At 73.5% G+C, this 12172-nt stretch carries 11 protein-coding genes and 1 pseudogene; 6 read left to right on the forward strand and 6 right to left on the reverse strand.

What is annotated here, in order from left to right:
* The first annotated feature begins 44 nt into the window (after positions 1–44).
* From ACFWPI_RS25805 to ACFWPI_RS25820, 4 genes are all read left to right on the forward strand, one after another.
* On the forward strand, positions 45–377 hold the full coding sequence (locus ACFWPI_RS25805; RefSeq protein ID WP_244293569.1) for a ribonuclease domain-containing protein: 333 nt from the start codon (positions 45–47) through the stop codon (positions 375–377).
* Positions 378–558: 181 nt separating this feature from the next.
* On the forward strand, positions 559–909 hold the full coding sequence (locus ACFWPI_RS25810) for a 5-carboxymethyl-2-hydroxymuconate Delta-isomerase (protein ID WP_380376040.1): 351 nt from the start codon (positions 559–561) through the stop codon (positions 907–909).
* 92 nt (positions 910–1001) lie between these two features.
* Complete coding sequence (locus ACFWPI_RS25815; protein WP_079135317.1) at positions 1002–2360, forward strand: MFS transporter; 1359 nt, start codon at positions 1002–1004, stop codon at positions 2358–2360.
* A gap of 58 nt (positions 2361–2418) precedes the next feature.
* Positions 2419–3267: an SAM-dependent methyltransferase gene (locus ACFWPI_RS25820; RefSeq protein ID WP_063345934.1), complete on the forward strand. Its 849-nt coding sequence runs from the start codon at positions 2419–2421 to the stop codon at positions 3265–3267.
* A gap of 69 nt (positions 3268–3336) precedes the next feature.
* On the opposite strand, the pseudogene ACFWPI_RS25825 reads toward ACFWPI_RS25820, so the two are convergent.
* Positions 3337–4505: pseudogene (locus ACFWPI_RS25825) on the reverse strand (CapA family protein).
* Between the two features lie 271 nt (positions 4506–4776).
* Between ACFWPI_RS25825 and ACFWPI_RS25830 the strand changes: the two are divergent.
* Both ACFWPI_RS25830 and ACFWPI_RS25835 read left to right on the forward strand, forming a co-directional pair.
* Positions 4777–5415, forward strand: coding sequence for a DUF4360 domain-containing protein (locus ACFWPI_RS25830; RefSeq protein ID WP_063345932.1), 639 nt, complete (start codon positions 4777–4779; stop codon positions 5413–5415).
* Between the two features lie 221 nt (positions 5416–5636).
* Positions 5637–7289: a purple acid phosphatase family protein gene (locus ACFWPI_RS25835; RefSeq protein WP_380376037.1), complete on the forward strand. Its 1653-nt coding sequence runs from the start codon at positions 5637–5639 to the stop codon at positions 7287–7289.
* Between the two features lie 10 nt (positions 7290–7299).
* On the opposite strand, the gene ACFWPI_RS25840 is transcribed toward ACFWPI_RS25835, so the two are convergent.
* From ACFWPI_RS25840 to ACFWPI_RS25860, 5 genes are all read right to left on the reverse strand, one after another.
* Positions 7300–8769 (reverse strand): cytochrome P450, encoded by a 1470-nt coding sequence (locus ACFWPI_RS25840; RefSeq protein WP_380376035.1) that lies wholly within the window; start codon positions 8767–8769, stop codon positions 7300–7302.
* Between the two features lie 97 nt (positions 8770–8866).
* The gene (locus ACFWPI_RS25845) at positions 8867–9484 is read right to left on the reverse strand and encodes an ATP/GTP-binding protein (protein WP_063345929.1); all 618 of its coding nucleotides are present in this window, start codon (positions 9482–9484) and stop codon (positions 8867–8869) included.
* Positions 9465–9827, reverse strand: a complete 363-nt coding sequence (locus tag ACFWPI_RS25850; RefSeq protein ID WP_063345928.1) for a DUF742 domain-containing protein — start codon at positions 9825–9827, stop codon at positions 9465–9467. Before ACFWPI_RS25850 ends, ACFWPI_RS25845 begins: the two co-directional genes overlap by 20 nt.
* 150 nt (positions 9828–9977) lie before the next feature.
* Entirely contained in the window at positions 9978–10364 is a 387-nt protein-coding gene (locus ACFWPI_RS25855; protein ID WP_208869028.1) for a roadblock/LC7 domain-containing protein, read from the reverse strand.
* Between the two features lie 17 nt (positions 10365–10381).
* Positions 10382–12013, reverse strand: a complete 1632-nt coding sequence (locus ACFWPI_RS25860; RefSeq protein WP_380376032.1) for an ATP-binding protein — start codon at positions 12011–12013, stop codon at positions 10382–10384.
* Positions 12014–12172: the final 159 nt, after the last annotated feature.

Consider the following 12172-nt stretch of genomic DNA (forward strand, 5'->3'; position numbering starts at 1 on the left):
GCGCGTGGAAGTCCCGCGCCGCCGCCGTCACCGCCGTCGCCCTGATGACCCTCGCGCCCGTCGCGGTCGCCACCGAGGCGCACGCCGCGGTGAGCGGCTCGGTGTGCCTGTCCGCCCTGCCGTCGCAGGCGCGCACCACGCTCAACCTGATCGCCTCCGGCGGGCCCTTCCCGTACAGCCAGGACGGCGTGGTGTTCCAGAACAAGGAGCGCGTGCTGCCGAGCCAGTCCTACGGCTACTACCACGAGTACACCGTGGTGACGCCCGGCTCGCCGACCCGCGGCACCCGCCGGGTCGTCACCGGCCAGCGCACCCGCGAGGACTACTACACCGGCGACCACTACGTGACCTTCCGCCTGATCAACTTCGGCTGCTGACCACGCTGTTCACGCTCCAGGGCTCCCGGTACCCCCGGCGCAACGGGGGACCGGGAGCGCCGCGCCGTCGCCGTGTCACACCTCGGTGAGCGCCCTGCCCGAGGGCTGCGCGGCCGCGCGCGGTAGCGTCGCGGCACTGTCCGAGGGGCCCGACGGGGGCTCCGTCTCCCGGGAGGTTTCCGTGCCGCAGATCCTGGTCGACCACTCGGCCGGCCTCGCCCTCGACCAGGCGGGCTTCGCCGAGGAGGTCCACCGGCTGATCGCCGCGGTGATCGACACCACCGTGGCGGACTGCAAGACGCTGTTCCGCCCGGCCGGGCGCCACGTGGTCGGCGACGGGGCGGACGGGCGCGCGGTGGTGCTGGTGGAGATCAAGATCCTGGCCGGCCGCAGCACCGCGCAGCGTGCCGAGCTGACGGCCCGGGTGCTCGCCGCGCTTCAGGCCCGCCTCGACGTGCCCGCCGCGATCGGCGTGGAGGTCACCGAACTGGACCGCGAGACCTACCGCTTCGTCCACCACCCCGGCCGGTAGCACCACCCCGGCCGGTAGCACCGGCCCGCCGGGGGCGGCGGACCTCGCCGCGTCCGATACCGCGGCACCCCGATCGGTGCCATGCTGAGGCCATGACAGATCGGACCGGAACCACCCCGCCGCCCGAGGAGCCGCAAGCCGGCCGGAGGCGACGGGAGTTGGCCGCCGCCACGGTGGGCTCGGTGGTCGAGTCCTTCGACTGGAACATCTACGCCGTCCTCGCCCCGTACTTCGCGGCGGACCTCTTCGGGCACGGCAAGGGCGGGGTCAGCGGCCTGCTCGGGGCGTACGCGACCTTCGCGGTCGGGTTCGTCGCCCGGCCGGTCGGCTCGTACCTGATCGGGCGGCTCAGCGACACCCGGGGGCGGCGCTTCGCCCTGACCCTCGGCATGTCCGTGATCGCCGCCGCCAGCCTCGGCATCGCCGTGCTGCCGGACCAGCGGACGATCGGCGCCTGGGCGGCGGTCCTGGCCGTCGCCGCACGGGTGGTGCAGGGGCTGGCCTTCGGCGGGGAGGCGCCCAGCGTCGCCGCGTACGTGACCGAGACGGCCCCGCCCCGGCACCGCTTCGCGTTCAGCTCGGTCTCCTACGGCGGGATCATCGTCGGCTCGCTGCTCTCCTACGGGGTGCTCGCGCTGCTGCTGCACACCCTCGGCAAGTCCGGTGTGACCAACGGTGGTTGGCGCTGGGCCTTCGTGGTCGCGGCGCTGCTCGGGCTGGCCGCCGTCTGGGTGCGCCGGGCGGCCCCGGAGAGCGCGGAGTTCCGCCGCGCCCGGGCGGAGTCGACGGGTGCCCGCCCGCCGTTCCTGCGGGTGCTGCGCGAGCACCGCTGGGCGGTGCTCACCGTCTTCCTCAACACCCTGGGCGGGACGGTCGGTTACTACTTCGCCCTGGTCTACCTGCCGCAGTACGCCGCCGCCTACGGGGTGGTCGACCGGGAGGAGGCGACCTCCTTCATGACCGTGGTGCTCGCGGTGGTGCTGGCCACCATGCTGCTCAGCGGCGCCGCCGCCGACCGCTTCGGCCTGCTGCCGGTGGCCCGGGCCGGGTTCGCGCTGCCGGTGCTGTTGGTCCCGGTCCTGCTGATCGGGCTGCGGCAGGGCTGGCTGCCGTTCCAGCTCGTCGCCGTGCTGCTGGGGATGCTGGTGGCGACGGTGCTCGGGACGCTCAACGTCTTCACCGGCCTGCTGTTCCCGACGGAGGTCCGCGCCCTCGGCCTCGGCGTGGTCAACGCGGCCACCATCGCCGCGTTCGGCGGCTCCTTCCCGCTGCTCGCCGAGTGGCTGCACGACCACCACCGCCTCGGCCTGATCCCCGGCTACGTCACCCTCTGCACGCTGGGCCCGGCGCTCGGCCTCGTCACCGCCCTGCGGGTGCCGTCCTTCGTCGCCGCCGTGGGGGCCCCGGCGGTCAAGGCGCGCAGCGGTCGGGTACCGTCCCAAAGCGGCTGACGTTCGATCACCTCCTGTGGTTGAGTGGGACGGGAACGAACGTGCGGAAGGGCAAGACATGGAGAACAGCGGTCCGGACGGCTGGCTGACCGGGGTCCGGTTCGAGGAGGCGCCGCAGGTGGACCTGCGCACCGACCGCGCGCACCCGGCCCGGGTCTACGACTACCTGCTCGGCGGCAAGACCAACTTCCCGGTGGACCGCGAGGTCGGCGACCGCATCCTCGGGGAGTGGCCCGGCTCGCGCGCCGCCACCGTCGAGGCCCGCGCGGTGATGCACCGGATGGTCCGCCGGCTGGTCGAGGTGCACGGCGTCCGCCAGTTCCTGGACGTCGGCACCGGCATCCCCACCACGCCCAACCTGCACGAGGTCGTCCAGGCCGTCGACCCGTCCTGCCGGGTGGTGTACGTCGACAACGACCCGATCGTGCTCGCCCACTCGCGCGCGCTGCTCACCAGCACCCCCGAGGGCCGCACCGCCTACGTCGAGGGCGACCTGCGCGAGCCGGGGAGGTTCCTCGCCGATCCCGCGGTGGCCGCCACCCTGGACCTCGACCGGCCGATCGCGCTGACGCTGATCAACATCGTGCACTTCCTCTCCGACGAGGCCGCGCACCCGCCGGTCCGCACGCTGGTCGACGCCCTGCCCTCCGGCAGCTTCCTCGCGCTGACCGCCGGCACCGCCGACTCGATTCCCGACCTGGTCGCGATCGGCTCCCGCCGCTACTCGGAGGCCGGAATCGAGAACCACCTGCGCCCCCGCGCGGGCGTCGAGCGCTTCTTCGCCGGGCTGGAACTGGACGACCCGGGCGTGGTGCTGATCAACCGCTGGCACCCGGAGCTGGGCGAGGGCCCGGTGCTCGGCGACCACGAGGTGGCGGCCTACGCGGGGCTGGGCCGCAAGCCGTAACGGCTTTGCGGCTTAACTGCCCTACGGCTTAACGGCCTTAAGGATTAATTGCCCTACGGCTTCTCCGCTCTACGGTGCCATGGTGAGCCCCGCCGCGCCCGCGTCCCGGCTGAGCACCACCGAGCGGATGTGCTCCAGGGCGCGGGCGTAGTCGGCGCGGCCAGGGTTGCGGCGGACGGCCTCGCGCAGGTCGAGCACCCGGTAGGGCGGACCGAGGTCGGTGATCTGCGGGACGAACTCGGCGCGGCTCACCGTCCATCGCAGCCCCGGCCGGGCGGGCGGGGTGACGGTGAAACGGGCGAGGGAGCTCCAGTTGCCGCGTGGGTCCTCGGCGCCGTCGTAGGTGAACATGTGTCCGGCGAGCTGGTCGCCGAGGCCGTAGACCGTCCAGGTGTCGCCGATCTTCTCGTAGGCCTGCGGGATGTGGGCGTGGGTGCCGAGGATCAGGTCGATGTCGGGTTGTCCGGGCGCCGGTTCGACGGCCAACTCGCGGGCGAGGGTGAGCTGCTGCTCGTTCGGCGCGTCCTGCCACTCGGTGCCCCAGTGGACGCTGACCACCACGAGGTCCGCGCCGTCCGCCGGGCGGCGCGCGCGTCGGCGAGGATCCGGTCCCGGTCGATCAGGTTGACCGCCCAGGGCCGGCCCTCGGGCGGCGCGATGTCATTGGTCCCGTAGGTGTAGGCGAGGTGGGCGACGGTGGCGCCGCCGGCCCGGAGCAGGGCGGGCCGGCCGGCCTCGTCGGCCGTCCGGGCGGAGCCGGTGTGGGCGAGGCCGACGGCGTCCATGGCGTCGAGGGTGCGTCTGATCCCGGCGGGGCCGTCGTCGAGGGTGTGGTTGGAGGCGGTGTCGCAGGAGGCGTAGCCCGTGTCCTTGAGGGCCCGGGCGACGTGCGGCGGGGACTTGAAGGTCGGGTAGCCGGTGTACGGTCCGCCGTCGGCGCCGTAGACCGTCTCCATGTGGCAGATGGCCAGGTCGGCGCCGCTGGCCAGTGGTTTGATGCCGGCGAGCATGGCGGTGAAGTCGTATCCGCTCCCGCCGGCGTCCTCCTTGGCCTGCTGGATGATCTCGGTGTGCGGCAGGACGTCCCCGGTGGCGACCAGGGTGAACGGTCGCGGCCCGGTTGCGGTGGGCGTCGCCGTGGCGGCGGGCGGCGGGGCGGTGTCCGGGGCGCCGCAGCCCGGGAGGGCGAGGAACAGGGCGAGGGCCGCGGTGGCGGTCCGGCGGTGGGGCAGCAACATCGTCGGCTCGTCTCACGATCGGAAGGTGTGACTGGCCATCCGACTATGCGAGGCCCCGTCGACGGACCGCCGGACCCACGCCCGCAGGTCACCCGGGAGGCGCGTCACCCCCTGTACTCGGACGCCCCGAGTGTGGTGACATATCCATGTCAACTTCGGGGTCGCGCTCGAAGCGCCAACGCGCTCGGAACGTCAAGGCGCTCGAAGCGTCAAGGCGCTGGGAACGTCACCGCGCCGGCCCCGGCTCCGTGGACGATCGAAGGGGAAGCCCATGCTGCTCCGTGTACTGGCCACGACCGGAATCGCCGCAACCCTGTTCGCCTCGCCGGCCCTCGGCGCCGGCGCGCTCCCGACGCCGCCGGATCGGATCGTCATCGACGTCGCGACCGTCAACGGCTCCGGCTGCCCGGCGGGGACGGCCGCCGTGGCCGTCTCCCCGGACAACACCGCCTTCACCGTGACCTACAGCAGCTACCTCGCCCAGGTGGGGGTCGGCTCGAAGCCGACCGACTTCCGGAAGAACTGTCAGCTCAACCTGCGGGTGCACGTCCCCCAGGGGTTCACCTACGCGATCGCCTCCGCCGACTACCGCGGCTTCGCCCACCTGGAGAAGGGTGCGAGCGGCACCCAGCAGGCCAGCTACTACTTCCAGGGCGACCCCGCGACCGCCCAGCTGAGCCACCACTTCAACGGCCCCAAGGACGACAACTGGCAGGCGACCGACACCGTCGACGTCGCCGCTCTGGTCTTCGCCCCCTGCGGCGAGGAGCGCAACTTCAACATCAACACCGAACTGCGGGTCGGCGCCGGCAGCTCGGACCCGAACAGCACCACCAGCTTCATGACCATGGACTCGACGGACGGCAGCATCAACACCGTCTACCACCTCGCCTGGAAGCAGTGCCCCTGATCCCCGGCGCCTGATTCTCGGCGCCTGACCCCCGGGCCCTGTGCCCGACCCCCTGAGCTCGACCCCCTGCGCCCGGCCCCGGCGGAGCCCCCGACCCCCGCCGGGGCCGACGCATGCCCTCCGTCGTACCGGTGGTGACCGTCCGTCATATCGATCGTTTCTGCATGCACATGTCTGTACAGTGCTCCGGGTCGACACCCCCACTCGGCAGGCGGAGCTCCATGACGATCGCACGCAGGTCCATTCTCAAGGGCACATCCGCGGCCGGCGCCGCGCTGGTCGCGGGCGGTGCGGCCGCCCAACCGGCCGCGGCGGCGGACCCGGAGACAGGCCCGGAGACAGGGCAGGAGGCGGGGCCCGCCGCGAGCCCGCTGCTCCAGTCCACCCCGCACCGGACCGGGGCGCCCAGCGTGAGCGGGCTGCACCTGCAGTTCGGCACCGACCCGTCCGCCGACATGACGGTCTCCTGGATCACCCCGCAGTCCGTGCGCCGCCCGCAGGTCCGGCTCGGCTCACCGGACGGCGGCCTCGGCCGGGTCGTCGAGGCGCAGACCCGCACCTACCGGGACGCCCTCGGCAAGGAGGAGGTGTACGTCCACCACGCCCGCCTCACCGGCCTGCGCCCCGCCACCACGTACCTCTACACCGCCGGCCACGACGGTGCGAGCCCCGAGCCGGGCTCCTTCACCACCGCCCCGCGCGGCCGCGCGCCCTTCACCTTCACCAGCTTCGGGGACCAGGCCACCCCCAACCTCCGCCGCCAGGTGGTCTTCCCCGACGGCATGCCGTCACCGCTCGGCAAGTACCCGGTGTTCACCAGCAGCCAGGTCGGCACCCCGCACTCCGCCGACATCGTCGCCGCCGTCGAACGCGTCGGCCCGCTGTTCAACCTGGTCAACGGCGACCTCTGCTACGCCTCCTACAGCGGCCGGCACGGCCAGAGCCGCACGCTGACCTGGGCCGACTGGTTCATCAACAACAGCCGCTCGGCCCGGCTGCGCCCCTGGATGCCCTGCGCCGGCAACGGCGAGAACGAGGCCGGCAACGGCCCGATCGGCGCCCTCGGCTACCAGACCTACTTCGAACTGCCCGACTCCACGGCCGCCGACGACGCGGAGACCCGGGGCATGTGGTACGCCTTCACGGTCGGCTCGGTGCGCTTCATCAGCCTGGCCAACGACGACGTGGCCATCCAGGACAGCGGCGACCACTATCTGCGCGGCTACTCCGGCGGGGCCCAGCAGCGCTGGCTGGAGCGCGAGTTGCGGTCGGCGCGGAGCAGCCGGGCGATCGACTGGATCGTGGTCTGCATGCACCACCCGATGATCTCCAGCTCACAGCACGGCGCCGGCAGCGACCTCGGCATCCGCGAGGCCTGGGGCCCGCTGTTCGACGCCTACGGGGTCGACCTGGTGGTCAGCGGCCACGAGCACTACTACGAGCGCTCCCACCCCGTCCGCGGGACCCTGCCCAACGACACCCGCACCCCGGTGCCGTCCGGTACCGACCTGCACACGGTCGACACCAGCCGCGGCACCGTCCACATGGTGATCGGCGCCGGCGGCAACGCCGCCACCACCCAGGACGACCTGTTCGGGGAGCCCAAGGGCCGGGTGGTCGTCGCGCTGGAGGACGCGCCGCGCCCGCCGGCCCCGTACCGGCAGTCCGTGTGGCTGACCGAGGACGCCCCGTGGGCCGCCGTCCAGGACCGGCAGCACACCCACGGCTTCGCGGCCTTCGACGTCGACCCCGGCGACCGGCGCGGCGGTCTGACCAGGATGCGGGTGACGTACTACACCTTCGACGGCCCGCACGGGGACCTCACCCCGGTCGACACCTTCACCCTGCAGCGGCCCCGCACCGACCGCCACTAGCGACGGGCCGTCAGCGCCGGAACAGGCCGGTCAACGTCCGCCACCAGCCGCGCCGTTGCGCCGGGATCCGGACGGCGGCCGGTGCCTCCGCCTTCTCCACCGCCTCCGCCTCCTCCACCGCCACCGTCGGCGCGGGTTCGGGTGCGGTGACGGCTGCCGGGTCCGGGGCGTCGACCGGCTTGGAGTCGGGGTGCGGCTCGATCTCGCGCGGGGTGAACTCCACCGGCAGCTCCACCAGGTGCCGGGAGATCCAGGCGGAGGTCCAGGTCAGCTCCTCCTCCGGCACGGCGAGCCGCAGGTCCGGCAGGAGGGTCAGCAGGATGTCGATCCCGGCCTCGGCGACGGAGCGCCCGATGTCCTGGCCGGGGCACTCGTGCGGGCCGGCGCCGAAGGAGAGGTGGGAGCGGTTGCCGTACAGCGGGGTGGCCAGGTCGGGCCGGACGACCGGGTCGACGTTGCCGGCCGCGAGTCCGAGCAGCAGCAGGTCACCGGCCCTGATCTGCTGCCCGCCCAGTTCGGTGTCGACGGTCGCCCAGCGGCCGGCCACCAGCGACATCGGCGGGGAGTCCCACAGCACCTGGTCCAGCGCCTCGCCCAGGGTCATCTGACCGCCGGACAGGTGGGCGCGGAACCGGGGGTCGGTGAGCACCATCTTCAGGGTGTCCGCGATCAGGTTGACGGTGGTCTCGTTCGCGGCGAGCAGCACCACTCGCAGGTGCTCCATCACCTCGTCGTCGGTCAGCCCGGCCGGGTGCTCCAGCAGCCAGGTGACCAGGTCGCCGCCCGGGTCCTCGCGCTTGGCGGCCATCGTCCGGCGCAGGCTCGCCACCACGTACTCGTTGCTGGCGATGGCCGTCTCGGTGCCCTTCATCAGGTCCCGGGCGGCGTTCACCAGCTGCGGTCCGTACTCGTCGGGCATGCCGAGCAGCTGGGTCATGACGAGCATCGGCAGGTGCTCGGCGAACTGGGTGACCAGCTCGGCCCGGCCGGTCTGCCCGACCACCTGCACCAGCTCGGTGGTGAACCGCCGGACGTGGCGGCGCACGCCGCGCCGGTCGAAGCGGTTCAGGCCGTCCAGCACGGCGCCGCGCAGCCGCCGGTGCTCCTCGCCGTCCGCGAACACGCACAGCGGCTGCCAGGCGATCACCGGCATCAGCGGGGAGTCCATCGGGACGTCGCCGTCGCGGAACGCCGACCAGAGGCGGGAGTCGCGGGAGAACAGGGACGGCGAGCGCATCGCGGTGATGTTCGCGCCGTGGCCGAGGATCAGCCAGGCCGGGAGGTCCCCGTGCAGCAGGACCGGGGCCACCTCGCCGTGCTCGGCGCGCAGCTTCTCGTACAGGCCCGCCGGGTCGGCCTCGGCCTCCGGCCCGTACAGGCGCCGGACGCCGCCGGGGCCGAACGGTTCGAGGGCGTGCCCGTGGGCCGGGCAGCCGGGCGGCGGGGTGGGGGCGGCATCGTCGGGGAACGGGGTGCTCACGGGCTCTCCGGGGTCGGGTGGGGTCGGCGGTGCGGACGGGGGGTTCGGCAGGCGGGGCGCGCGGGCGGGCATGGCCGGCCCGGTCAGCGGGCGGTCGTCAGCGGGCGGTCGGAGCCGCGAGCTCGTACAGGTACCGCATCAGGGTCATCAGGGTGTCCCGGCTGGACTCGCGGCTGCGCGCGTCGCAGGCCACGATCGGCACCTCGGGCGGCAGGTCGAGGGCGGCCCGCAACTCGTCGACCGGGTGCGCCGGCGCCTCCGGGAAGTCGTTGACGGCCACCACGAAGGGCACGCCGCGGTCCTCCAGCCGCCCGATCACCTCGAAGCTGACCTCCAGCCGGCGGGTGTCCACCAGCACCACCGCGCCCAGGGCGCCCTCGAACAGGCCGTTCCAGAGGAACCAGAACCGCTCCTGCCCGGGGGTGCCGAACACGTACAGCACGAGCTGGTCGCTGATGCTGATCCGGCCGAAGTCCATCGCCACCGTGGTGGAGGTCTTGCGTTCGACCCCGGTGGGGTCGTCCACGCCGACCCCGGCCTGGGTCATGGTCTCCTCGGTGGTCAGCGGGCGGATCTCGCTGACCGAGCCGACCAGCGTCGTCTTGCCGACGCCGAAGCCGCCCACGATCACCACCTTGACCGCCATCGCGACGGAGTCCGGCAGCAGGTCCGAGGCGGCCGGCCCGACCACCGTGTCAGAGCCTTTGAAGTCCATGGATCACCGCCTCCAACAGGGCACGGTCGGGAAGTTCCGCCTTGGGGACGGCGGCGCGGGCCTCGATCCGCCCGTCGTCGAGCAGGTCCGCCAGCAGCACGGTGACGACGCTGGTGGGCAGTTCGAGGTAGGCGGAGACCTCCGCCACCGAGAGCGGCGAGCGGCACAGCCGCAGGATGGCCGCGTGCTCGGGCTGCATGGTGGGCGTCGGCTCCGCGCGGGAGACGATCAGGGTGACCAGGTCGAAGACGCCCGGTCCGGCCGGGCCGCTGCGGCCGCGGGTGATCACGTACAGGCGGGCGGGGTCGGGGCCGTCCCACCCGTCCTGGTCGGCCGTCGTCATGTGCCCGCCTCGCTGTGCTCGTTCATGTGCCCGCTCCGCGGTGCCGGGTCAGGCGGTCGCGGTCGCGGTCCCTGTCGCGGTCCCGCTCCCGGTCGCGGTCCCGCTCCCGGTCGCGACCGGGACGGCGCACCGCCCGCCGCTCCGGCCGGTTCACGCGACCACCTCGGGGTTGCGCGGGGGAGTGGCCAGGTGCTCGCCGATCCGGGCGACCAGGTCGCGCATCTGCTGGCCCACCAGTCCGGCGTCGACCCCCTCGTCGGCGAGCACCGCGAGGTACGCGCGGGAGGCGGCCGCCATCAGGTAGAAGAAGCCGCCGTCCACCTCGATCACCACCAGCCGCATCGAGCCGTCGCCGTGCGGGAACTCCTGCCCCACCGCCGCGGCCAGGCTCTGCAGCCCGGCGCAGGCGGCGGCGAGCCGGTCGGCGGTGTCCGGATCGGTGCCGTGCTGGGCGATCCGGAGGCCGTCGCCGGAGAGTACGACGATGTGGCGGATGTACGGCACGCTGTCCGCGAGGTCCTTGAGGATCCAGTCCATGTTGCTGCGGTGCGGAATCACTGCTCGCCTTTCCCTGCCGTCTCTTCACTGGTCTGACCGGCCGAACTCGCAGCCGGCCCATGGCCGTTGATCCCCTCGGTGAACGCCTCCAGCCAGAGGCCGGGCTGTACCGGCTCCTTGGCGTGACGCCCTCCAGTCCCCGGGGCGGGGCCCGCGGCGGGCCCCGAGGCCGGGTTGCCGTACTGTCCGGCGGTCCGGGCCGAGCCGGGGTAGCCCGCCGGAGGGGTCGGCGGGCGCCGCCGCCGCTGCGGCAGGCCGTTCGCGGTGCGCTCGGTCACCACCACCTCGTCGTCCCCCGGGCCCGGCCCGCTCGGCGCCCACGGACCGGACGCCCCGAAGGACGGTCCGGCGGACGGCCCCGTCATGCCGGTCGTCGCCGCCCGCGCCCCCCACGGCCGCGACGGGGCCGCCGACTTGGGCGGGTTCGCCGGGAGCGGCCGGGGGCCGGAGAACGCGCCGATCCCGTGCGCCCGCCCGGTCGGGGGCGCGGTCGTGACCAATTCCTGCGGCACCACCAGCACGACCCGGACGCCGCCGTAGGCGGAGCGGCGCAGCGAGATCTGGAAGCCGTACGCCTGGCACAGCCGGCCGACCACCGCGAAGCCCAGCCGGGGCGACTCGGTGAGGTCGTCCAGGTCCTTGGAGACCTGGGCCTCGCGCAGACTGCGCTCGGCGCGGATCCGGGCCTCGTCGGTCAGGCCGAGGCCGCCGTCCTCGATCTCGATCGCTATGCCGCTCTGCACCTCGGCGGCGCTCAGGTGCACATGGGTGTGCGGCGGCGAGTAGCGGGTGGCGTTGTCGAGCAGTTCGGAGACGGCGTGGATCAGCGGCTCGACGGCCGGTCCGATCACCGACACCTGGGCCACCGGGTGCAGGTCCACCCGCTGGTACTCCAGGATGCGCGACATGCCGCCGCGCAGCACGCTGTAGAGCGCCACCGGCCTGGTCCACTGACGGCCGGGGCGGGCGCCGGACAGGACGGCGATGCTGTCGGCGAGGCGGCCGGTCAGCGCGTTGCCGTGGTCCAGGCGCAGCAGGTCGTCGAAGACCGCCGGGTCGTTGCCGTGCCGGTCCTCCATCTCGCGCAGGTCCTTGGCCTGCCGGTGGATGATCGCCTGCACCCGGCGGGCGATGTTGACGAAGGCCCGCTCGGCGGAGTCGCGCCGGTTCACCTCGTCGTCGACGGCGACGATGATCCCGCGCACCACCGACTCCAGCGCGCCCCGGAACTTCGGCGCGGCCAGCGGATCGCGCACCTGGTACGACCGGGCCAGGCTGTCCATCGACGCGCCGTACCGGGCCCGGGCCACCAGCCTCGGCAGCTCCTCCTTCGCCAGCCGCACCGCCTCGGCCTCCTGGCCGGCCAGCCGCCGCTGCAACTCGCCCACCTGCCGGGCGTGCTGCTCCCGCAACGCGGCCAGCGCACGCCCCCGGCGGGCCGACTCGGCGGCCACCACGGCCACCAGCACCGTGCCCGTCGCCCCGCACCAGAGCACCTCCGCACGGACCCCGGCGGACACCACCGCCGCGGCGGCCGCCACGGCCGCCGCCATCACGGCGGTGGGCAGCAGCCACCCGAGCAGGGGCGCGGACGGCCGTCTGGCGGGTGATGATCCAGCTCGAAGCATTCTCGGCATCCTCAAACGATCGGAACGGTACGGGGACGGGCGACGGCCGGCGCCGGAGGCATGGTGATGCAGCATAGCCAAGTTCAGGACAATCCTGACGGAAACTCAAGAATCCAGCTGTACAGCCGACTTGTCCCGCCGTGCCGGACATGCCGGACA

This window comes from Kitasatospora sp. NPDC058492 (assembly GCF_042720685.1).
Lineage (GTDB): Bacteria > Actinomycetota > Actinomycetes > Streptomycetales > Streptomycetaceae > Kitasatospora.

Excerpts from the sequence above, each read along its gene's own strand:
- ACFWPI_RS25855 (WP_208869028.1), bottom strand. The coding sequence starts at position 10,364 with ATGGACTGGATCCTCAAGGACCTCGCGGACAGCGTGCCGTACATCCGC.
- ACFWPI_RS25820 (WP_063345934.1), top strand. The coding sequence starts at position 2,419 with ATGGAGAACAGCGGTCCGGACGGCTGGCTGACCGGGGTCCGGTTCGAG.
- ACFWPI_RS25860 (WP_380376032.1), bottom strand. The coding sequence starts at position 12,013 with ATGCTTCGAGCTGGATCATCACCCGCCAGACGGCCGTCCGCGCCCCTG.
- ACFWPI_RS25835 (WP_380376037.1), top strand. The coding sequence starts at position 5,637 with ATGACGATCGCACGCAGGTCCATTCTCAAGGGCACATCCGCGGCCGGC.
- ACFWPI_RS25805 (WP_244293569.1), top strand. The coding sequence starts at position 45 with ATGACCCTCGCGCCCGTCGCGGTCGCCACCGAGGCGCACGCCGCGGTG.
- ACFWPI_RS25850 (WP_063345928.1), bottom strand. The coding sequence starts at position 9,827 with ATGACGACGGCCGACCAGGACGGGTGGGACGGCCCCGACCCCGCCCGC.
- ACFWPI_RS25815 (WP_079135317.1), top strand. The coding sequence starts at position 1,002 with ATGACAGATCGGACCGGAACCACCCCGCCGCCCGAGGAGCCGCAAGCC.
- ACFWPI_RS25845 (WP_063345929.1), bottom strand. The coding sequence starts at position 9,484 with ATGGACTTCAAAGGCTCTGACACGGTGGTCGGGCCGGCCGCCTCGGAC.
- ACFWPI_RS25830 (WP_063345932.1), top strand. The coding sequence starts at position 4,777 with ATGCTGCTCCGTGTACTGGCCACGACCGGAATCGCCGCAACCCTGTTC.